This is a genomic window from Shinella sp. GW821-FHT11G07 (genome assembly GCF_058808115.1).
This window is the reverse complement of sequence record NZ_JBXARJ010000004.1, coordinates 272,694-292,796: the sequence shown is the minus strand read 5'-3', so window position 1 is coordinate 292,796 and position 20,103 is coordinate 272,694. Positions and strand designations below refer to the sequence as shown.

At 62.9% G+C, this 20,103-nt stretch carries 19 protein-coding genes and 1 tRNA gene; 11 read left to right on the top strand and 9 right to left on the bottom strand.

Features of this window, described 5'->3' with window-relative positions:
* Position 1: 1 nt before the first annotated feature.
* Both hisN and AC1RT2_RS10365 read right to left on the bottom strand, forming a co-directional pair.
* A complete protein-coding gene (gene hisN, locus AC1RT2_RS10370) occupies positions 2-775 on the bottom strand; it encodes a histidinol-phosphatase (protein ID WP_493101654.1) in 774 nt (257 codons plus the stop codon).
* Between the two features lie 270 nt (positions 776-1,045).
* Positions 1,046-1,930, bottom strand: a complete 885-nt coding sequence (locus AC1RT2_RS10365) for an N-formylglutamate amidohydrolase (protein WP_493101652.1) — start codon at positions 1,928-1,930, stop codon at positions 1,046-1,048.
* 192 nt (positions 1,931-2,122) lie between these two features.
* On the opposite strand from AC1RT2_RS10365, the gene cpdR1 reads away from it, so the two are divergent.
* The 3 genes from cpdR1 (at position 2,123) to AC1RT2_RS10350 (ending at position 4,049) form a co-directional block, all read left to right on the top strand.
* Positions 2,123-2,485 carry a response regulator CpdR1 gene (cpdR1, locus tag AC1RT2_RS10360; RefSeq protein ID WP_069061148.1) on the top strand — a complete coding sequence of 121 codons (363 nt, stop codon included), beginning with the start codon at positions 2,123-2,125 and terminating at the stop codon, positions 2,483-2,485.
* 94 nt (positions 2,486-2,579) lie between these two features.
* Positions 2,580-2,654, top strand: a tRNA-Val gene (locus AC1RT2_RS10355).
* 420 nt (positions 2,655-3,074) lie between these two features.
* Positions 3,075-4,049: a calcium-binding protein gene (locus AC1RT2_RS10350; protein WP_493101650.1), complete on the top strand. Its 975-nt coding sequence runs from the start codon at positions 3,075-3,077 to the stop codon at positions 4,047-4,049.
* Positions 4,050-4,214: 165 nt separating this feature from the next.
* Here the strand turns inward: AC1RT2_RS10350 and AC1RT2_RS10345 are convergent, their stop codons facing one another.
* The gene (locus AC1RT2_RS10345) at positions 4,215-4,622 is read right to left on the bottom strand and encodes a hypothetical protein (protein ID WP_493101648.1); all 408 of its coding nucleotides are present in this window, start codon (positions 4,620-4,622) and stop codon (positions 4,215-4,217) included.
* Between the two features lie 340 nt (positions 4,623-4,962).
* Between AC1RT2_RS10345 and AC1RT2_RS10340 the strand changes: the two genes are divergently transcribed.
* Together AC1RT2_RS10340 and AC1RT2_RS10335 are read left to right on the top strand one after the other, a co-directional pair.
* A complete protein-coding gene (locus AC1RT2_RS10340; protein ID WP_069061145.1) occupies positions 4,963-6,447 on the top strand; it encodes a nucleobase:cation symporter-2 family protein in 1,485 nt (494 codons plus the stop codon).
* Between the two features lie 152 nt (positions 6,448-6,599).
* Entirely contained in the window at positions 6,600-7,628 is a 1,029-nt protein-coding gene (locus AC1RT2_RS10335) for a sensor histidine kinase (protein WP_493101646.1), read from the top strand.
* A 41-nt stretch (positions 7,629-7,669) separates the two neighbouring features.
* Here AC1RT2_RS10335 and AC1RT2_RS10330 read toward each other — a convergent pair whose 3' ends face one another.
* The 3 genes from AC1RT2_RS10330 to AC1RT2_RS10320 all read right to left on the bottom strand — a co-directional run bounded on the left by AC1RT2_RS10330 (position 7,670) and on the right by AC1RT2_RS10320 (position 9,863).
* The gene (locus tag AC1RT2_RS10330; protein WP_171902433.1) at positions 7,670-7,810 is read right to left on the bottom strand and encodes a hypothetical protein; all 141 of its coding nucleotides are present in this window, start codon (positions 7,808-7,810) and stop codon (positions 7,670-7,672) included.
* 105 nt (positions 7,811-7,915) lie between these two features.
* Complete coding sequence (dgoD, locus tag AC1RT2_RS10325) at positions 7,916-9,064, bottom strand: galactonate dehydratase (protein WP_069061143.1); 1,149 nt, start codon at positions 9,062-9,064, stop codon at positions 7,916-7,918.
* A gap of 58 nt (positions 9,065-9,122) precedes the next feature.
* The gene (locus tag AC1RT2_RS10320; RefSeq protein ID WP_493101643.1) at positions 9,123-9,863 is read right to left on the bottom strand and encodes a FadR/GntR family transcriptional regulator; all 741 of its coding nucleotides are present in this window, start codon (positions 9,861-9,863) and stop codon (positions 9,123-9,125) included.
* A gap of 164 nt (positions 9,864-10,027) precedes the next feature.
* Here AC1RT2_RS10320 and AC1RT2_RS10315 point away from each other — a divergent pair, with 164 nt between their 5' ends.
* Entirely contained in the window at positions 10,028-11,557 is a 1,530-nt protein-coding gene (locus AC1RT2_RS10315) for a UxaA family hydrolase (protein WP_493101641.1), read from the top strand.
* Positions 11,558-11,560: 3 nt separating this feature from the next.
* On the opposite strand, the gene AC1RT2_RS10310 is transcribed toward AC1RT2_RS10315, so the two are convergent.
* Both AC1RT2_RS10310 and AC1RT2_RS10305 read right to left on the bottom strand, forming a co-directional pair.
* Positions 11,561-11,914 (bottom strand): VOC family protein, encoded by a 354-nt coding sequence (locus AC1RT2_RS10310; protein ID WP_493101639.1) that lies wholly within the window; start codon positions 11,912-11,914, stop codon positions 11,561-11,563.
* A 10-nt stretch (positions 11,915-11,924) separates the two neighbouring features.
* On the bottom strand, positions 11,925-12,998 hold the full coding sequence (locus AC1RT2_RS10305; protein WP_493101637.1) for a GntR family transcriptional regulator: 1,074 nt from the start codon (positions 12,996-12,998) through the stop codon (positions 11,925-11,927).
* 172 nt (positions 12,999-13,170) lie between these two features.
* Here AC1RT2_RS10305 and ilvD point away from each other — a divergent pair, with 172 nt between their 5' ends.
* Entirely contained in the window at positions 13,171-15,006 is a 1,836-nt protein-coding gene (ilvD, locus tag AC1RT2_RS10300) for a dihydroxy-acid dehydratase (protein ID WP_069061139.1), read from the top strand.
* Between the two features lie 42 nt (positions 15,007-15,048).
* Here the strand turns inward: ilvD and AC1RT2_RS10295 are convergent, their stop codons facing one another.
* A complete protein-coding gene (locus AC1RT2_RS10295; protein WP_069061138.1) occupies positions 15,049-15,453 on the bottom strand; it encodes a GFA family protein in 405 nt (134 codons plus the stop codon).
* Positions 15,454-15,538: 85 nt separating this feature from the next.
* Here AC1RT2_RS10295 and AC1RT2_RS10290 point away from each other — a divergent pair, with 85 nt between their 5' ends.
* The 4 genes from AC1RT2_RS10290 (at position 15,539) to AC1RT2_RS10275 (ending at position 20,089) form a co-directional block, all read left to right on the top strand.
* Entirely contained in the window at positions 15,539-16,000 is a 462-nt protein-coding gene (locus AC1RT2_RS10290; protein ID WP_493101635.1) for a MarR family winged helix-turn-helix transcriptional regulator, read from the top strand.
* A gap of 81 nt (positions 16,001-16,081) precedes the next feature.
* The gene (locus AC1RT2_RS10285) at positions 16,082-16,816 is read left to right on the top strand and encodes a DUF899 domain-containing protein (protein WP_493101633.1); all 735 of its coding nucleotides are present in this window, start codon (positions 16,082-16,084) and stop codon (positions 16,814-16,816) included.
* Positions 16,817-16,865: 49 nt separating this feature from the next.
* Complete coding sequence (locus AC1RT2_RS10280) at positions 16,866-17,642, top strand: VOC family protein (RefSeq protein WP_493101631.1); 777 nt, start codon at positions 16,866-16,868, stop codon at positions 17,640-17,642.
* Positions 17,643-17,830: 188 nt separating this feature from the next.
* Positions 17,831-20,089, top strand: coding sequence for a methyl-accepting chemotaxis protein (locus AC1RT2_RS10275; RefSeq protein ID WP_493101629.1), 2,259 nt, complete (start codon positions 17,831-17,833; stop codon positions 20,087-20,089).
* Positions 20,090-20,103 lie beyond the last annotated feature (14 nt).

Genomic DNA, 20,103 nt, shown 5'->3' with positions numbered 1-20,103 from the left:
ATCAGCTTCTCAGAAGCGCCATCGCCTCGTCATAGACCTTGCGGCTACCGGCCGCGATGATCTCGCCGCCCATTTCCGCCGGACCGCCATCCCAATTGGTGATGATACCGCCCGCCTGCTCGATGACCGGAATGAGGCCGCCGACGTCATAGGGCTTCAGTCCGCATTCGACCACGAGGTCGATATGGCCGGCGGCGAGCAGCGCGTAGGCGTAGCAATCGCAGCCGTAACGGAAGAGCCGCACCTTGTCCTGCACCGCCTCGTAGCGGGTCTTGGCCGTATCGGTGAAGAGATGCGGTGAGGTAGTGAACATGATCGCGTCCGACAGGCTGTTGCACGGCCGCGTCGAGAGCGTCTTGGTGCCATCCGGCCCGGCATAGTGCGAGACCTTGCCGTCCGCAAAGTAGCGCTCCCCCGTGAAGGGCTGGTCGATCAGGCCCATGATCGCCTCGCCATTGCGGTAGAGCCCGATCAGCGTCCCCCAGACCGGCACGCCGGAAATGAAGGCGCGCGTGCCGTCGATCGGGTCGATGACCCAGACATATTCGCGGTCAAGACCAACCGAACCGTGCTCCTCGCCGAGGATGCCATGGTTGGGAAAATGCTGCTCGATGAGCACGCGGATTGCGGCTTCCGCCGCGCGGTCGCCCTCCGTCACCGGATCGAAGCCGGAGGCCTCCTTGTTGACGACATCGGCACCAACGCGGAAACGCGGCAGGGTTTCTTGCCTTGCAGCATCGGCAAGGCGGTCGAAGAAGGCGCGATCAGGCAGCATGGGGATCTCTCGGAGGAACTGTGGATGCCATTGACATACTGCATCGGCCCGGAAAACGGAACCGCAATGCGTATCGGCACGAAGAAGTACCCGCGTAAGAAAATTGCTTAACGGATCGCAAATTTATTCCGCAGTTGCGCTTGACACTTGTGCAGCGCAACATTACACTTTTCTTACAGTCACTCGTGGCTGTAAATACCCTCCTTGGGTGTTTCCTCCCTAGACTTGAACCGCGCCACAAGCGCGGTTTTTTTTGAGAGGAAACCGGGCCTATTCGGCCGCCAGTGCTCGGTCCGCGGCATAATCTTCCACATGGTCGGAAAAATCCTGCAGGAACGCGGCAATCGCCGTCTGCAGCACCGCGAAATCCGGCTTCTTGGCAAGCGTCGTCTCATCGACGTAGAGGCCGCGGTTCACCTCGATCTGCAGTGCGTGCAGCCCCTTGGCCGGCCGCCCATAGTGCTCGGTGATGAAGCCGCCCGCATAGGGCTTGTTGCGCACGACGGAAAAGCCCATGTCCTCCAGAAGCCGCATCGCGGTGCGCGACAACTCACCCGAGGCGCTGGTGCCGTAGCGGTCTCCGATGATGAAATCCGGCCGCAACCCCGAACCGGACACCCGGATATTGCCGGGCATGGAATGGCAATCGATCAGCACCGAGAAGCCGAAGGCCACATGGGTGCGCACGACAAGCCGACGCAGGCACGCGTGATAGGGCTTGTAGACCGTCTCCACCCGCTCCAGCGCCTCCTCGACGGGGAAACGGTGGCGGTAGATTTCCATGTTTTCCGCCACGACTCGAGGCACCGTGCCGAGCCCGCCGGCGACCCGGATCGAGCTGATATTGGCATAGGACGGAAGAGCACCTTCGAACATGCGCGGATCGAGTTCATAGGGCTCGCGGTTGACGTCGAGCCAGGCGCGCGGGAAATGCGCAATCAACATCGGCGCGCCGAGCGCGGGCGCCACCGAAAACAGCTCATCGACATAATGGTCTTCCGAACGGCGGATGCCGAGCGCATCGAGACGCGACTGATCGAGGAAGCCCTGTGGATAACGCCGCCCGCTGTGTGGCGAGTTGAAGACGAGGGGCACGCTCTGCGAAACCGGCTCCAGCACTTCGAAGTGGCTGTTTTCGCTCAGAGCCTCCGCCATTGCCGTCCTTTACCATGCCTCTAAATCATTACGTCGTTCATGTTGCCAGCGGCCTCACCCCGTGTCCATACTGAGAAACGAGGGATAAGGCCTTGCCATGCCCCATTCACCGGATATTTACCGGAATACGCTCTCTTAACAGAACCGCCCGTTCGCGGGCAGACACCCTTTTAGCAATGGTTCCCGAATTCCATGACCCCCAAGATTCTCCTCGCTGAAGACGACAACGACATGCGCCGCTTTCTGGTGAAGGCGCTCGAAAAGGCGGGCTACCAGGTGCTGTCTTACGACAACGGCGCCAGCGCCTACGACCGGCTTCGCGAAGAACCCTTCTCGCTGCTCCTCACCGATATCGTGATGCCGGAGATGGACGGCATCGAGCTGGCGCGCCGCGCCACCGAGCTCGATCCGGACCTCAAGGTGATGTTCATCACCGGCTTCGCCGCCGTCGCGCTGAACCCGGATTCCAAGGCTCCGAAGGACGCAAAGGTCCTCTCCAAGCCGTTCCACCTGCGTGATCTCGTCGACGAGGTCAACAAGATGCTGGCCGCCTAAGCCCCGGAAAAGACCACAAAATCGGCGCGTAAAAAAAGCTAAAAAAGCCTATTGACGCCGCCAGATGTTTTGTGGTCTATGCGGCTCATCGGATGGGCGTGTAGCTCAGCGGGAGAGCACTACGTTGACATCGTAGGGGTCACAGGTTCAATCCCTGTCACGCCCACCATCCGATCTTCTGATGATTTTGAGAAATCCGCCGTGGCGGATTTTTCCGTTTCTGGGGCCTGGCACGTTGGTGCCTTAGCTACGAGAGGCTGGGACCGGACCAGACTTCACCCCAGTACCTCCCATTCGCCTGCAAGCGCCCCTTGGGGAAAGGTGACCAGACCACGCTCGTTGTAGGTGCGGTCGCCCTCCACAAAGGAGGCGAGGCGGTCGTACAATTCCATCTCATCGGCGCAACAGCCGCACCAAAACAGGACGGTGTGCCCATCCGCTTTCGCGCGTCGTGCGAATGTAGGGCGGTCTTGGCCGGCTCCGCTCTTTGTTAAGATTAACGCGAACTAGATTTGCCGATTCCTTTCCAGCCGCACGCAGAGGCGCTAGTGCTTCGGCCAGGCGCTTGCTTTAAAAGGATCGGCGGACCATGTCTCGCATCGTAACAGGGACCCAGCTCAACGATACCGTGTACGGTACCGACTTGAACGAGACCTATATGGCGCTTGCCGGCGACGACAAGCTTGTCGTCAGCGGCGGTAACGACTCCATGTATGGCGGCGCGGGGTGGGACACCCTCTCCTATTTCCATTACACGGGCAGCGTGAGCGTGATGCTGAACGGAGAGGGCAAGGGCGTCGCGAAGGGCTCGCTCGGCGACGTCAAAAGCCTCTACTCGATCGAAGCCGTGATCCTGAGCAACAGCAACGACATCGCGCGCGGCGATGCCGGCGCCAACACGTTCTTCGGGCGCGACGGCGACGACAGATTCATCTTCAGCGCGGGCGAAGACACCTTCTACGGTGACGGGGGCTGGGACACCCTCGACTACTTCGACTACAAGGGCAACGCGGTTATAACGCTCAAGGGAGCGGCCGCAGGTACCGCGAAAGGCTCGCTCGGCGATACTCAGCATCTGTACTCTATTGAAGCCGTAATCCTCGGCGCGGGCAACGACGTCCTTCGCGGCGATGCCGGTGCCAATGTCGTCTGGGGTAACGGTGGCAACGACAACCTCAATGGAGGAGCCGGTGCGGACAAGCTTTCCGGCGGCGCCGGCGCCGATAAGTTGGTCGGCGGGCTTGGCGCCGACCAGTTCGTCTTCTCCAACCTTAGCGATTCAACCCTCGCCGCGTCCGGTCGGGACTTCATCGTCGACTTCAATCGCAGCCAGGGCGACAAGATCGACCTGGCGGCCATCGATGCCAATACGAAGATTGCCGGCAACCAGGCCTTCACATTTGTCGGCGAAAAGGCCTTCAGCAACAAGGCCGGTGAACTGCGCTACACCAATACCAATGGCGATACCTATCTCCACGGTGACGCCAACGGTGACGGCAAGATCGATTTCTCAGTTTGGCTCGACACGACGATCGAGTTTGTCAAAGGCGATTTCATTCTGTGATCTGCAGAGCGGGCGAGGCGTCCTCAAACGCTCTGCCCTCGCTTACCCCCAGTCCGGTAAGTGGCCGCCTATCTCTGGACAATCCTCATGCCCCGGACTTGCGTCACACTTTCGGTGGCGGCGCGCTGCAGGTCGGCGCATTGAGTGCGCTTTTCTCCTTTCGGCTTAGTTGTCCGACGTTTCGGCCCACTCCTTCACAACCGCCTCACCGACCAGACCGCGGGCAAGATCGATATGGGTCTGCGCCGCGGCGTGATCACCCAACCGGCGATAGCATCTGGCCATCGTCAGCGCAGGCAGTGGACGTTTGTGGGAAGAGCACCAGTCGAGCGCCAGCTTTGCAACGGAAATGCTTTTCTCGTATGCGCCGACATCATAGAGAGCCGCGCCAAAGCCGCTCTTGATCCAGTAATAGATATCGGCGCCCGGCAAGTGGGCATCCACGTAGTCCGAGGCGGCCTTCCAATGCTCGGCCGCCTCTGCATAGCGTTCGTCGGCGCCCGCCTCGATCCCCTTCTGCGCCAGAGCGAGAGCCTCGGCCTCCCTTGGATTTTCCGGCTGTTTGCGCGCCATGCTGCGCTCCTTCGGCTATTTTCGCACCGCAGCAGGTGGCTCGGCGGAAAGACACATATGCCGTGCAGGAAACAGTTGACGGCGGTGGGTGTTTTGCGCTCAAATGATGGCTGGTTCAAGTCGATCCTTGCGCCGGGAAACGATGCCAACCATGTGAAAAGGCATTCGAATTCGCCAGCGAATGCGTATGCTGCGAATACTCCCCATCGCACGATTACCCCTGGAATACGTAAAGTGTTTATTGCCTGGCTATGCTTGTAGCGCTCTACCGCAGCGCGAGAGATAGCGCACCCCGTTGGAGGACGGGACAGGTAGGGTCGACGTGATAGGAGGAGTATCCATGAACGACGCATCCAGCATACATCCGGTGGACGAGAAGCTGCCCGTCGGCAGGCTCGCAACGCTGGGCATTCAACATGTTCTCGTCATGTATGGCGGCGCCGTCGCGGTGCCGCTGATCGTCGGGCGGGCCTTGCAGCTCAGCCCGCAGGACGTCGCATTCCTGATTTCCGCCGACCTTTTCGTCTGCGGTCTCGTCACGATCATCCAGTCGCTGGGCGTCGGCCGCCATGTCGGCATCCGGCTGCCCGTCATGATGGGCGTCACCTTCGCCTCGGTCGGCCCGATGGTTTCGATGGCCACCATGGCCCCCGGCCAGGAGGGCGCCCGCATGATCTTTGGCGCCATCATAGGGGCCGGTTTCCTGGCGCTATTGATCGCGCCGCTGATGGGTCGGCTGCTCCGCTTCTTCCCGCCCGTCGTGACCGGCACGATCATCCTCGTCATCGGCGTGTCGCTGATGCGCGTCGGCATCAACTGGACCTTCGGCAACCCCTTCGGCCCGACAGCCCCCAAGCTGATCAACCCGACGCATGCCGAGTGGCTGGCCCAGATGAAGACGCTCGCCGAGAGCGGTGGCCCGGCGGTTCCGGACGGCTTCGCCATCGCGCCGACCGTCTCCAACCCGGTCTATGCCGAACCGAGCCACATCGCGCTATCGGCGCTGGTGCTCGTCTCCATCCTGCTCATCGCCCGCTTCGGTCGCGGCCTGATCAGCAACATCGCGGTGCTCGCCGGCGTCATCATCGGCTGCCTTGCCGCATCCGTGCTCGGCATGATGCATTTCGACCGCGTTGGCGATGCCGGCTGGTTCGCTGTCGTCACGCCCTTCCGCTTCGGGGTGCCGATCTTCGATCCGGTGCTGATCGCCACCATGACGCTGGTGATGATCGTCGTGATGATCGAATCGACCGGCATGTTCCTCGCGCTTGGTGAAATCACCGACAAGCCGGTGTCCCAGCGGCAGTTGACCGCCGGCCTGCGCGTCGATGGCATCGGCACGATGATCGGCGGCCTGTTCAACACCTTCCCCTATACCAGCTTCTCGCAGAATGTCGGTCTCGTCGGCGTCACCGGCGTCAAGAGCCGCTACGTGTGTGTCGCTGCCGGCGTGATCATGATCGCGCTCGGCCTCATCCCGAAGATGGGTGCGCTGGTCGAAGCCGTGCCGACCTTCGTGCTCGGCGGTGCGGGTCTGGTGATGTTCGGCATGGTCGCGGCAACGGGTGTGCGCATTCTTGCGAATGTCGATTTCAAGTCGTCGCGCAACAACCTCTTCGTGGTTGCCGTGTCGGTCGGCTTCGGCCTCATCCCGTTGCTCGCACCGAACTACCTGATGTGGATGCCGCATGCGATCCATCCCATCATCGAATCGGGCATCGTGCTCGCCTCGATTGCCGCAGTGCTGCTGAATGCCTTCTTCAACGGCACGAGCTTCGCGCAATCCGACGCCGTCGAAGCCGCACGCCTGGCCGACTCGCACTGAGCCTACGGCTTTCAAACAAACCCGGCTTGCAGATCGCAAGCCGGGTTTTTCCGTGAACAATGTCTGCTCCGGCATTTTCCTGCGGCCGCTTCCAAGGCATAGCAGGGACATGGCAGTTAGAGCGCCAGGAAATGGCGGCTTCGGGAGCTTTCATGGTCGGCATATGGAATTGGCGCGAGGCCCTCGTTCTGGCCGTCACCCTGTGGACGGCGCTTTCCATCAACGACATCCTGATGCTGCCCGGCGGCCTGCCGATCATCGTGCCCGGTTGGTTGAGCTGCATTCTGCTCGCCCTCGTCCTGGCAAGGCTGCTCCACCATCTTCAAACCCTGCCGAAGAAGCTGGCCATCGGCTTCGGCATTCTCGCCGTCCTCGTTGCCGCTGTCAGCCAGGCCGTGTTCGATATCGCGGTGATCATGATGGTCGGCCCGCATGCATTGCCGGGCGGCCTGAGCGTGCCGGGCTTTGCCCTCGCCGATACATGGGGCAAGGCCATTCTGCAGTTCCGCTTCAGCTTCATATGGAATGCCATCGTTTTCGGCTTCTATGTGGCGGCGCTCTCGCTGCTCAATGCGCAGCGCCGCAAGCTGGATGCGGAATTGCGGGCGCTGCGTTACGAACTCAATCCGCATTTCCTCTTCAACACGCTGAATTCCATTGCCGGCCTGATCGAGGAAGGATCGGGCGGGCGGGCGGACCGCATGGTGCTGTCGCTCTCGCGTTTCCTGCACACGACACTCTCGCTCGATCCGTTGCATGACGTGCCACTGGCAGAAGAGATCGCCCTTCAGCGCGACTACCTCGAAATCGAGCATGAGCGGTTCGCCGACCGCATGGCCTTCGACATCCGCCTTCCGGCAGATCTCGGGCCGGCGCTTGTTCCCAACCTCATCCTTCAGCCGCTGATCGAGAACGCGGTCAAGCATGGCGTTGCTCCCGCGCGAAAGCGCGTCACCATCGTGCTGGAAGCGAAACGGGAGGGGGATCGGCTGGTGCTGAGCGTCGAAAACGATCTGCCGGACGCGCAGGGAGCGCGCAAGCCGGCCGGCATGGGCGTCGGTCTCCGGAATATCAGCGACCGGCTGCAAGCGCGTTTCGGCAGCCGGTGGTGCTTCTCGTCAGGTCCGGTGGATGGGGGCCGCTACCAGGCCGTCATCACGTTGCCGTTCCGGACGGCCTGAAGGCCTGCGGGCCTCCAGGCGGATCGCAAGCCGCTATCGGCTCAGTTCAGCGGAACACTCAGGCCGCCACCGGAGACCGGCGGACGGGCATAGGTCGTGTTGCTGCTGGCCCCAGTCGTGTTGCAACCCGCAAGGGTCAGAACCGCAAATGCGACGACGACGAAACCGGAAATGGGACGCATGGACCTCTCCTTTATGGTGTGCCCGTAACACATAGGCATGCGGGATGATTCCGTCCACCACGACGCGAATAGAAAAGCCCGGCGCCATGCCGGGCTTCTGCAAATCTACCACTCGGCGACGCTGCCATCCTCGTGACGCCAGACGGGATTGCGCCAGCGATGGCCTTCCTTGGCCCGCTCGATGACATATTGCTCGTCCACCTCGATGCCGAGACCTGGCCCCTGCGGGATCGACACGAAGCCATCCGCATAGTGGAACACCTCCTTGTTCGAGATGTAGTCGAGGATGTCGTTGCCCTTGTTATAGTGGATGCCGAGGCTCTGCTCCTGGATGAAGGCATTGTGCGAGACGGCATCGATCTGCAGGCAGGCGGCAAGCGCGATCGGTCCCAGCGGGCAATGCGGCGCCAGTGCCACGTCGTAGGCCTCCGCCATCGCCGCGATCTTGCGGCATTCCGTGATGCCGCCGGCATGGCTGAGGTCCGGCTGGAGGATATCGACATAGCCGTCCGACAGGACCGACTTGAAGTCCCAGCGCGAGTAGAGGCGTTCACCCAACGCGATCGGCGTCGAGCAATGGTTGGCGATTTCCTTCAGCGCCTCACGGTTTTCGGACAGCACCGGCTCCTCGATGAAGAGCAGCTTGAACTGCTCGAGTTCCTTCGCCAGCACCTTGGCCATCGGCCGGTGCACGCGGCCGTGGAAATCGACGCCGATGCCGATATAGGGGCCGATCGCCTCGCGGATCGTCGCGATGGTCTCGACCGCCTTTTCCACCTTGTCCCAGGTGTCGACGATCTGCATTTCCTCGCAGCCGTTGAGCTTGATGGCCTTGAAGCCGCGGGCGACGACCTCCTTGGCATTGTTGGCGACGTCGGCCGGCCGGTCGCCGCCGATCCAGGAATAGACCTTGATCTTGTCACGCACCTGGCCACCGAGCAGCGCATGGACCGGCTGGCCATAGGCCTTGCCCTTGATGTCCCACAACGCCTGGTCGATGCCGGCGATCGCCGACATGTGCACGGCTCCGCCGCGGTAGAAGCCGGCGCGGTACATGACCTGCCAATGGTCCTCGATCAGCAACGGATCCTTGCCGACAAGGTAGTCCGACAGTTCATGCACGGCCGCTTCCACGGTCAGCGCACGCCCCTCCACCACCGGCTCGCCCCAGCCGACGATGCCCTCGTCCGTCTCTATCTTCAGGAACATCCACCGCGGCGGCACGATGTAGGTCGTCAGCTTGGTGATCTTCATGTCGTTTCATCCCTCGTCGGTTTGTCTTCCGTCACGGGCTTTTCGCCCGCGGAGTTCATCAGCCGGCCCTGCCAATCAGGCCGGAAAGATCACGCGCGGCGAGATCGAGAATGTTGCGCGAGCACGTCTCTGCCCGCGTGGCGTCCCGCATGCGCAGCGCATCGACCAGCTCGCGGTGCACGCCCAACGCCTCGTCGCGTTTCCCAGAGGCCCGATTGGAAGCGTGCAGCGCATGGGAAAGGGCCGCATGAATGATCGAGGAGAGCTGGTGAAACACTTTGTTGTGGCTCGCCTTGAGGAGGGTCTCGTGAAAGCGGGTGTCCGCCGCGGTGAAGGCCTCCAGATCGCCTTCCGCGTCTCCCATTTCGTCGCAGGCCCGTTCGAGGTCGGCGATTTCCTGTGCCGTCGCGCGGGACGCAGCAAGAAAGGCAGCCGCAGGCTCCACCGTGCGGCGCGCCTCCAGGATCGAGCTTAAAAGCTCTGTCGACAGCACGTCCGGCCCCATCCATTCGAGAATCTGCGCGTCGAGCACGTTCCATTCGGACCGGTCCAGGACGAGCGTTCCGACGCGGGGCCGGCCATGCACAAGGCCTTTTGTCTCCAGCACCTTCAGGGATTCGCGAATGACGGTGCGGCTGACGCCATAGGTCTCACAAAGGTCGCTCTCGCGCGGCAAAACCGTGCCCGGCGGAAAACGCCCGCCGCAAATGTCCGCGCCGATCGCCGCCGTCACGTTGCGGCGCACACGCGGGCGACGCGATTGCGGCCGCTGCGCCTGTCTCTTTGCCTTGTCCGCCACGCCATCCCCATCGGCTGGTGTTAATCATCGTACAATTACAAGCAAATCATATGACAAATTGATGGCGAAGACCATGACCCACCCCGCTCATTCGGCCATTATTCGCATTATTGACTTTTGCTGACAAAGTGCATAATGCACCAAACCCAACCGCAGGAGCCGCCATGCTCGCCGAACTCCCCGCCGTGCTCGTCCTCAACGCGAAAGACAATGTCGGGGTCGTGCCCGCCAATATCGATGCCGGCCGGGCGCTGGTGAACGGTGTCGCGGCGATCGAGCGCATTCCGCGCGGCCACAAGGTGGCGATCGCACCGATCGCGGAAGGCGCGGCGGTCCTGAAATACGGCCAGATCATCGGCTATGCGACGAAGGCGATCCGCCCCGGCGAACATGTGCACCTGCAAAACCTCGCCATTCTCGATGTGGCGCTGAAACACGAATTCTGCATCGACAACGCCCCGCCCGTGATGGTGCCGGAAGCCGAGCGCCGCACCTTCGATGGCTATGATCGCGGCAATGGCCGCATCGGCACGCGCAACTATATCGGCATCCTCTCGACGGTGAACTGTTCCGCCACGGTCTCGCGCTACGTTGCCGAGCATTATGTCCGCAAATTCCGCGAGACCGGCCACGACAATATCGACGGCGTGGTGGCGCTCACCTATGGTGGCGGCTGCGCGCTGAACCTCAAATCCGAGGGCGGGCGCATCCTCACCCGCACCTTCAAGGGCTATGCCCGCAACCCGAATTTCGGCGGCATCCTGATGATCGGCCTCGGCTGCGAAACCTTTCAATACGGCCCGCTGGTCGAGGAAGCCGGGCTGGAGGAAGGAAAAACCTTCCGCAAGATGATGATCCAGGAACAGGGCGGCACCCGCAAGACCATCGAGGCCGCGTGTGCGATGATCGACGACATGCTGCCGGATGTCGGCCGCATCCGCCGCACCCCGCTGCCCGTCTCCGGCATCAAGCTGGCGCTTGAATGCGGCGGCTCGGACGGCTATTCCGGCATTTCCGCCAACCCCGCACTCGGCATCGCCTCCGACCTTCTCGTGCAGGAAGGCGCCACCACCGTGCTGTCCGAAACACCGGAAATCTATGGCGCCGAGCATCTTCTCACCCGACGCGCCGCCCGTCCGGCGGTCGCGGAAAAACTGCTCGCCCGCATCGACTGGTGGCGGGACTACACGGCGAAAAACGATGCCGAACTCAACAACAACCCCTCCTTCGGCAACAAGGCGGGCGGGCTCACGACCATTCTGGAAAAGTCGCTCGGCGCCGTCGCCAAGGGGGGCTCGATGCCGCTCAACGCCGTCTATGAATATGCCGAAGAGGTGACGGAGCCCGGCTTCGTCTTCATGGATACGCCCGGCTACGACCCGGCCGCCGTGACCGGCCAGATCGCCGGCGGCTGTAACCTCGTCGCCTTCACCACCGGCCGCGGCTCGGTTTCCGGCTACAAGCCGGCACCCTGCATCAAGATCGCCACCAACACGCCGATGTACGAGCACATCAAGGAAGACATGGACATCAATTGCGGCACGATCGTCGACGGCACGGAGACGATCGAACAGGCCGGTCGCCGCATCTTCGAATTCGTCATCGCGACCGCCTCCGGCCGCAAGACCGCAAGCGAAGCCTTCGACTACGGCGACAACGAATTCGTGCCCTGGCAGATCGGCGCAATTACCTGACCGTCAGGCGTGCATCAGGATATTGACAAGCGTGCCGGCCGGATCACGCACGAAAAACCGCCGTACGCCCCAGGGCTCGTCCGTCGGCCCGTATTCGATCGCATACCCGGCCGCGAGCACGGCACGATGAACGGCGTCCACGTCATCCACCTCGATCGACAGCCCCGGCACCGGCGTGTCCGCGCCGCCTTCGGAGGCGAAGCTCACCTGCAAGGGCATCGTACTGCCCGCGACCCCATAGGTGGCGATCCAGCCGTGATCCATCAGCAGGTCCAGCCCGAGAATATCCTTGTAGAACCGCGCGACCGCCGCAGGCTCGGCCGTTTCGATGTTCGCGACAATGCGTTTGACTTTCATTCCAATCTCCTCAGCGCGAGGCGGGTGCCGCATAGACCGGCATCTCCGGCCGGTGCGCGTCGCGCAGTTCCGCGACGCGTGCGATGACCTTGGGTAGCGAAACGGTGATGTGGTGGCGCAGCGTCTCGGCCGCGCGCGCGCTATCGTCCACGTCCAGCGCCCGGAACACCGCCAGGTGCTCGGCGATGAACGGCTCGTCGGCGGGCATGCGGTGCGAGACGCCGATGATATGCTTGCTGACATTGAGCATGAAGCGCGCACGGCGCAGCGCGATCAGCAGCTCCCGGTTCGGGCAATAGCCGAGGCAGGTGATGTGCAGGTCGGTTTCGAGATCGTCCATCGCCTCGACGGAAAGGCCGGGATAGACGGCGAGCGCCTCTTCCAGCCGATGCGTCATGGCGTGCCGCTCGGCGGGCGGGATGAAGGGTGCTGCCCTGTTCAACGCCATCGGCTCCAGCGCCACGCGGATATCATGCAGGTCGCGCATGCGGCTCTCGTCGAGCGGCACCAGCGTCCAGCGCATGCGCTCGTCCTTTTCCATGATGCCGAGCGCTTCGAGCCGGGTCAGCGCATCGCGCGCCACCTGCCGGCCGACGCCGCGCGCACGCGCCAGTTCCACCTCGTTGATCCTATGTCGCCCGAAGACCGAGAGGTGCACCAGTTCCCGCTCCAGGCTCTCGTAGATCGCCTCCCAGGCCGGCGCCTTGCGCAGGCCCGGCGCCTCCTCGTCGAGGCCGAGCATGTCCGGCGTCAACGCCACGCGTTTCGGCCCGCTGCGCCCCTGCCCCACCAGAAAACCGCGCCCGTCGAACCGCCGGATCTGACCGGCCGTTTCGAGAAGTGCAAAAGCCTGGCGAACGGGTGTGCGCGTCGAGGCGAAGACGGTCGCGACCGGCCCTTCGAGCAGCAGCGCACCCTTGGGCAGCCGGCCCGAGGAGATGGCATCTGCCAGCACATCGCGAATACGCAGATAAAGCGGGCTCTTGTCGAGCGCCGCCTCGGGGCTTTCCGCGCCCGCTTCTGCCAAAACCTGACCCGTGCCGTTCATGGCGCGGACCATGGCATGAATGCCTTGTGCCGACAACGGTCATGTCCGGCACCGATCGTCGGCAAGGAAATTGCGCCGCAGCGTCAAAAAATCGTCATTCCTTTCGTGACGCCGGAGGCATTTTGCGCTAGGGAAACCCTTCCAAGGCTCGCAATCCGGCCCTCCAAGGGCCATATGCGAACCATGTCCGATGTCAAGGAATAGACCCATGCCTGCATATCGCTCCCGAACCACCACTCACGGCCGCAACATGGCCGGTGCCCGCGGCCTCTGGCGCGCGACCGGCATGAAGGATTCGGATTTCGGCAAGCCGATTATTGCGGTGGTGAACTCCTTTACGCAGTTCGTGCCCGGCCACGTGCATCTGAAGGACCTCGGTCAGCTCGTCGCGCGCGAAATCGAGGCTGCCGGCGGCGTCGCCAAGGAATTCAACACGATCGCCGTCGACGACGGCATCGCCATGGGCCATGACGGCATGCTGTACTCGCTGCCGTCGCGCGAGATCATCGCCGACTCGGTCGAGTACATGGTCAATGCGCATTGCGCCGACGCCATGGTCTGCATCTCGAACTGCGACAAGATCACCCCCGGCATGCTGAATGCTGCCATGCGCCTCAACATCCCGTCGGTCTTCGTCTCCGGCGGCCCGATGGAAGCCGGCAAGGTCGTGCTGCACGGCAAGACGCACGCGCTCGACCTCGTCGACGCCATGGTCGCTGCGGCGGATGACAAGATTTCCGACGAGGACGTCGCCGTCATCGAGCGCTCCGCCTGCCCGACCTGCGGCTCCTGCTCCGGCATGTTCACCGCCAACTCGATGAACTGTCTGACCGAAGCCCTCGGCCTGTCGCTGCCGGGCAACGGCTCGACGCTGGCGACGCATGCCGACCGCAAGCGCCTCTTCGTCGAAGCCGGCCACCTGATCGTCGATCTCGCCCGCCGCTACTACGAGCAGGAAGACGACAGCATCCTGCCGCGCTCGGTTGCCAACAAGCGCGCCTTCGAAAACGCCATGTCGCTCGACGTCGCCATGGGCGGCTCGACCAACACGGTGCTGCACATCCTCGCAGCCGCCTATGAAGGCGGCATCGATTTCGACCTTGATGACATCGACCAGCTGTCGCGCCGGGTGCCGTGCCTCTCCAAGGTCGCGCCCGCCAAGCAGGACGTGCACATGGAAGACGTGCACCGTGCCGGCGGCATCATGCGCATCCTCGGCGAACTCGACCGCGGCGGCCTCATCCACCGCGACACGCCGACCGTGCATGCCGAAACGCTCGGCCATGCGATCGATCGCTGGGACATCACCCGCACGACCAGCGAGACGGTGCGCACTTTCTTCCGCGCGGCACCGGGCGGCATCCCGACCCAGGTCGCCTTCAGCCAGTCGGCGCGCTGGGACGAGCTGGATACGGACGGCGAAAACGGCGTCATCCGCTCCGTCGAACACCCGTTCTCGAAGGATGGCGGCCTCGCCGTTCTGTCCGGTAACATCGCGCTCGACGGCTGCATCGTGAAGACGGCCGGCGTCGATGAATCGATCCTGAAGTTCTCCGGTCCGGCCGTCGTCTTCGAAAGCCAGGACGCAGCGGTCAAGGGCATCCTCAGCAACGAGGTGAAGGCCGGCGACGTCGTCGTTATCCGCTACGAAGGCCCGAAGGGCGGCCCCGGCATGCAGGAAATGCTCTATCCGACGAGCTACCTGAAGTCGAAGGGTCTCGGAAAGGCCTGCGCGCTCGTCACCGATGGCCGCTTCTCCGGCGGCACCTCGGGCCTGTCGATCGGCCACGCCTCGCCGGAAGCGGCGCAGGGCGGCACCATTGGCCTGGTACGCGACGGCGACCTGATCGAGATCGACATCCCGAACCGCACGATCAACCTCGCCGTTTCCGAGGAAGAACTGGCAAGCCGCCGCGCCGAACAGGACAAGCTCGGCTGGAAGCCGGCCGCCCCCCGCAAGCGCAATGTCACGACGGCGCTGAAGGCCTATGCCGCCTTCGCCGCCAGCGCCGACAAGGGCGCCGTGCGCATCCTGCCGGAATAAATATTTGCCGGGCGCGGAACATGTTTCGCGCCCGGCCTCACGTCAGAGGTGCCGCGTCTCGGCCGGCGTGTTCCACCAGGCATCGTTCCGCCCATCGAAATACTGGATCGGCAGGGCCGCCAGTTCGCTGTGCTCGATATCGTCGAGACACGCGACATTGATCGAGACATAGGCGCCGCCAATCGCCTCGACATAACCCCGACCGAATGGCGACACGCCGCAGTTCTTGCAGAAATGATGGTGCCCGCTCATCGTGTTGAACTGGTAATCGCCGAGGTCGGCCTCATCGCATTGCAGGCGAAAGGCCTCCGGCTTGATCTGGGCGCCCCAATAGCGCTTCTTCGAGCAGATCGAGCAATTGCACCGCCCCGTGCCGGCGGAGAGGTCGATATCGGCCTCGTACCGGATTTTCCCGCAATGGCAGCTTCCCTTATAGGTCTTCAACATAATGCTCTCCTCGCTTGCGTCCGTCGGCCTAAAATGACAATTTGCTGTCAAATTCACCCTTGCAGAATGACAGTATGTTGTCAATATGAATCCTGACCGCACCCCCTCTGGCGACGCTTTCGCCGCCTTCGCCATCTCCGTCCTGCGTCTTGCTGGACACTTGCAGACGGCCGGTGATGCACTGGCCAAGCCCGCCGGCCAGACCAGTGCGCGCTGGCAGGTACTCGCCGCCGCCGACCATGCACCGATGTCGGTGGCTGATGCCGGCCGGGCGCTCGGCATGACGCGGCAGGGCGTGCAGCGGGTCGCCGACCTGCTCGAAAAGGACGGGCTGATCCTCTATGCGGAAAACCCCGCCCACCAGCGCGCCAAGCTGATGGTGCTGACCGACGCAGGCAAGGCGACGCTCGACGCCATCAAGGCCCGCCAGGCCGTCTGGGCCAATGCACTGGGCGAACTCTTCGATAAAAAGCAGCTCCGCGAAGCAACCGAGACCGTCATCACGGCGTTACAGGCCGTTGAGAAACAGTCCGTGCCGAACGACTGAAACCGGTCGACGCTTTGACACGGACCATGAATGTTGATACCAACTTATTTGTCGAAAGCCCGTGAAAGAGGAGTTCCGAGCATGAGACCGAACCATGAAATAGTATCCCAGGAACAATGGCTCGCCGCCCGCAAGGCCCTGCTGGCCTTGGAAAAGGAAGAGACCAAGCTGCGCGACAAGGTGCGCGCCGAACGCCTCACCCTGCCCTGGGTCAAGGTGGAGAAGGATTACACCTTCGACACGCCCGATGGCCGCAAGACGCTGGCAGAGCTGTTCGACGGCCGCAGCCAGCTCATCGTCTACCATTTCATGTATGGCCCCGACTGGGATGCCGGCTGCCCCGGCTGCTCCTTCATGGGCGACCATATCGATGGCATGCTGCCGCATCTCAACAATCACGACGTGACGATGATCGCCGTCGCCCGCGCGCCGCTGGACAAGCTTCTGGCCTACAAAAAGCGTATGGACTGGGAATTCCCCTGGGTCTCGTCCTTCGGCAGCGACTTCAATTTCGACTACCATGTCTCCTTCACCAAGGAGGAGCTGGCCGGCGGCAAGGTCATGTACAATTACCGCGAGACCGACGCAGCCGATGCGCATGACGAACTTCCCGGCCTTAGCGCCTTCTTCAAGGACGAAGACGGCACCGTCTACCACACCTATTCCGACTATGCCCGTGGCGGCGAAGAAGCCCTCGGCACCCTGATGATCCTCGACCGCGCACCAAAAGGCCGCAACGAGACCGGCACGCTGAGCTTCGTCAAGCGCAAGGACGAATATGCCGATGCGCCGAAGGCCCATTCCTGCTGCGACTGATCGATAGAGATCGACCTCCGCCGCAAAAAAAGAACAGAAGGGAAGACGTATGCACAAGGATTATGGCAAGTTCTGCTGGTACGAACTGATGACGACGGATGTTCCCGCCGCCGAACGCTTCTACGCATCGGTCGTCGGCTGGTCGATGCATGATTCCGGCATGCCGGGCATGAACTATACGCTCGCCTACATCGGCGAGACACAGGCTGCCGGTATCGCCGAGCTTCCGCAGGAAGCCAAGGGGATGCCGCCCGCCTGGATGGGCTACATCTTCACGGACCGGATCGAGGACACCGTGAAGGACATTGCCGCGAATGGCGGCAGGATCATGCGCGCGCCGGACGACATTCCGGGCGTTGGACGCTTTGCCGTCGTGGCCGATCCGCACGGCGCGGTCTTCTCGCTCTTCACCACCGAGGATGAAGGCCCCGCCCAGCCCGGCATGATGGAACCCGGCCGTGTCGGCTGGAACGAGCTGATGGCCGGCGACCTCGACGCTGCCTGGGGCTTCTACGCGAAAACCTTCGGCTGGACCAAGGACAAGGCAATCGACATGTCGGACGCCGGCATGGGCACCTACCAGACCTTTGCCGCAGGCGGCGGGAACGCGATCGGCGGCATGATGACGAACCCGCCCGGTTCGCCCGTCCCGCCCTGCTGGGGTTATTATTTCGTCGTCGAGGGCCTCGATGCCGCCGGAGCGCGGGTCACGGACGGCGGCGGCAGCATCATGATGGAGCCGATGGAAGTTCCCGGCGGCGCCTGGATCCTAAATTGCCTCGATCCGCAGGGCGCGTATTTCTCGCTGGTCTCCATGACCCGCTAGAACCTGTGCCCAAGTGGAGCGGCCCTGGCCGCTCCGCGCAGCTTTCACAAAACCGTCACAGACCCGTCATGACCGATGGTCATATTGACGATGGTCAGAACCGGGCGTCGCCCCGGCCGCAGGATGCGCTTTCTGGCAGCCGCTATCGGCATGATCTGTAGCTGCGTATTTTTTTAGAAATCACCCCCATGCGTCTTTCCATAAAGCTTTCGCTTGCAGCCCTGCTGCTGGCCGTCATTGCCATTTCCGCAACCAGCGTCGCGAGCCTTTACCTCAGCGCCAGCCAGTCGACCGAGGCGGCCGTGACAAAGCTTGAAACGCTGGCCGACGGCCGGCGCAACGAACTCGCGCAATATCTGCAATCGATCGTCAAGGAAACACGTGACCTCGCGGGCCAGAAGGTCGTCGCCAAGGCGCTCGATGACCTGTCCGGCGCCTTCGGTGCCATCGAGGGTGATCGCGCGGGCGAGTTGCAGCGTCGCTATGGTGGCAAGGCCGAGCTGAAATCCGCCGAGACCGACAAATTCGACCAGTTGCACGGCCGCTACCACGGCTTCTTCCAGCGCAATGCAGAGGCGCAGGGTTTCGACGACATGCTGCTCGTCAATCTCAGCGGCGACATCGTCTATGCTCTGAAAAAACACGATGATTTCGGCGCAAACCTGACGAGCGATGCGCGGTTCGCTGAGACCGGCCTTGCCAAGGTCTTTGCCGAAGCGGCGCCCAGCACGGAAACCGCCATCGTCGCCTTTAGTGACTACCAGCCCTATGCCCCGGCCGGTCGCGCCACGGCCTTCCTCGCGACCCCTGTCTCTTCCGTCGCCGGCAAGATCGGCGTGCTCGTCGTGGCGCTGCCGACAGAACGCATCGCCGCCAAATTGAACAATCCGGTCGGCCTCGGAGAGACCGGAGAAGCCATGCTGCTGAATGCCGACGGTTATCTCCTCACCCGTCCCTCGCATGGCGCGGATGCCGATGTGCTCACGATGCGTATCGCGCCGGAGCTTCTCATTCCCGGCGACGGCGCGGCGATCGCCCAAGCGACCCTGCCCGATCATCGTGGCCGCGAGGTCAAGCTTGCCGCTGCCAGTTTCGATTTCCTCGGCCGCACCTGGACCATCGCCGCCGTCATGGCGTCGAGCGAAGTCTTCGCCGGCCTCACGCGCCTCATCAACTGGACGCTGCTCATTTCGCTCTGCGTGCTCGCGGTAACGGCGGCCGTCGGCTTCCTCTTTGCCAATCGCCTGTCGCGCCCGATCACCGCCCTTGTCTCGGACATGAACCGGCTGGCGAGCGGCGACACGACGATTGCCTGCAACGGCGAAAGCCGTCGCGACGAGATCGGCGACATGGCGCGTTCCGTGCTGGTCTTCCGGGATGCCGCAATCGAGAAGGAACGCCTTCAGCGCGAAACGGCGACGATGCGTGAGGAAGCCGATAGCGAACGGGCGGCGCGCGATGCGGCCAAACAGGCACATGACGCCGAAACGGAAGAGACCGTAACTCGCCTCGCCGAGGCGCTACAGCACCTTGCGCGCGGCGACCTGACACAACGCATCGACACCCCCTTCATCCCCTCGCTCGACCGGATCCGCACGGACTACAATGCCTCCATCGAGCGGCTCGCCGAGGCGATGACGACGGTTCGCATCAACACGCACCGCATCCGCGACGATTCCAGCGAAATGCAGGAAGCGCTCGTCCAGCTCTCCAGCCGCACCGAGCGGCAGGCAGCGTCGCTTGGCGAGGCCGCGACGGCGCTTGCGGAAATGACGCAGGCCGTGCAATCCGCCGCCGAGCGCACGACGACCGCCGAGCGCCTCGCCTCGGACACCAAGAAGAGTTCGGCGGCCTCCGAACAGGTCGTCGACAATGTCGTCAACGCCATCGGCAAGATCGAGACCTCCTCGCACGAGATCGGGAACATCATCGGCGTCATCGACGATATCGCCTTCCAGACGAACCTGCTGGCGCTGAACGCCGGCGTCGAGGCGGCACGCGCGGGTGAAGCCGGCAAGGGCTTTGCCGTTGTTGCGCAGGAAGTACGGGAACTTGCGCAACGCACGGCCAGTGCGGCGCGCGAAGTGAAGGCGCTGATCACCAAATCCGCCGACGAAGTGGCTCGCGGAGCCGGCCTGGTGCGCAAGACCGGCACCGTGCTTCGCGATATCGCCGGCAAGATCAATGCGATCGATACGGAGATCAAGCAGATCGCCCGCGCCGCACGCGACCAGTCCGTCGGTATTCACGAGATCAACACGACGATCCGTCAGCTTGATGCGGTGACGCAGCAGAATGCCGCGATGGTCGAAGAGAGCAGCGCGGTTACGCATCGCCTTTCGGAAGAATCCGCGACGCTCGCGCGGCTGGTCGGCCAGTTCGAGATGCCCCGCAACGAGGCAAGGCAGGAACCGGCGGCCAGACCGCACCTGCGGCGTATCGCCTGATCGACTGTAGCCGC

What these genes read in the sequence shown, in the direction of transcription:
- hisN (WP_493101654.1), bottom strand. Translation starts at nt 775, where the DNA reads ATGCTGCCTGATCGCGCCTTCTTCGACCGCCTTGCCGATGCTGCAAGG.
- AC1RT2_RS10365 (WP_493101652.1), bottom strand. Translation starts at nt 1,930, where the DNA reads ATGGCGGAGGCTCTGAGCGAAAACAGCCACTTCGAAGTGCTGGAGCCG.
- cpdR1 (WP_069061148.1), top strand. Translation starts at nt 2,123, where the DNA reads ATGACCCCCAAGATTCTCCTCGCTGAAGACGACAACGACATGCGCCGC.
- AC1RT2_RS10350 (WP_493101650.1), top strand. Translation starts at nt 3,075, where the DNA reads ATGTCTCGCATCGTAACAGGGACCCAGCTCAACGATACCGTGTACGGT.
- AC1RT2_RS10345 (WP_493101648.1), bottom strand. Translation starts at nt 4,622, where the DNA reads ATGGCGCGCAAACAGCCGGAAAATCCAAGGGAGGCCGAGGCTCTCGCT.
- AC1RT2_RS10340 (WP_069061145.1), top strand. Translation starts at nt 4,963, where the DNA reads ATGAACGACGCATCCAGCATACATCCGGTGGACGAGAAGCTGCCCGTC.
- AC1RT2_RS10335 (WP_493101646.1), top strand. Translation starts at nt 6,600, where the DNA reads ATGGTCGGCATATGGAATTGGCGCGAGGCCCTCGTTCTGGCCGTCACC.
- AC1RT2_RS10330 (WP_171902433.1), bottom strand. Translation starts at nt 7,810, where the DNA reads ATGCGTCCCATTTCCGGTTTCGTCGTCGTCGCATTTGCGGTTCTGACC.
- dgoD (WP_069061143.1), bottom strand. Translation starts at nt 9,064, where the DNA reads ATGAAGATCACCAAGCTGACGACCTACATCGTGCCGCCGCGGTGGATG.
- AC1RT2_RS10315 (WP_493101641.1), top strand. Translation starts at nt 10,028, where the DNA reads ATGCTCGCCGAACTCCCCGCCGTGCTCGTCCTCAACGCGAAAGACAAT.
- AC1RT2_RS10310 (WP_493101639.1), bottom strand. Translation starts at nt 11,914, where the DNA reads ATGAAAGTCAAACGCATTGTCGCGAACATCGAAACGGCCGAGCCTGCG.
- ilvD (WP_069061139.1), top strand. Translation starts at nt 13,171, where the DNA reads ATGCCTGCATATCGCTCCCGAACCACCACTCACGGCCGCAACATGGCC.
- AC1RT2_RS10295 (WP_069061138.1), bottom strand. Translation starts at nt 15,453, where the DNA reads ATGTTGAAGACCTATAAGGGAAGCTGCCATTGCGGGAAAATCCGGTAC.
- AC1RT2_RS10290 (WP_493101635.1), top strand. Translation starts at nt 15,539, where the DNA reads ATGAATCCTGACCGCACCCCCTCTGGCGACGCTTTCGCCGCCTTCGCC.
- AC1RT2_RS10285 (WP_493101633.1), top strand. Translation starts at nt 16,082, where the DNA reads ATGAGACCGAACCATGAAATAGTATCCCAGGAACAATGGCTCGCCGCC.
- AC1RT2_RS10280 (WP_493101631.1), top strand. Translation starts at nt 16,866, where the DNA reads ATGCACAAGGATTATGGCAAGTTCTGCTGGTACGAACTGATGACGACG.
- AC1RT2_RS10275 (WP_493101629.1), top strand. Translation starts at nt 17,831, where the DNA reads ATGCGTCTTTCCATAAAGCTTTCGCTTGCAGCCCTGCTGCTGGCCGTC.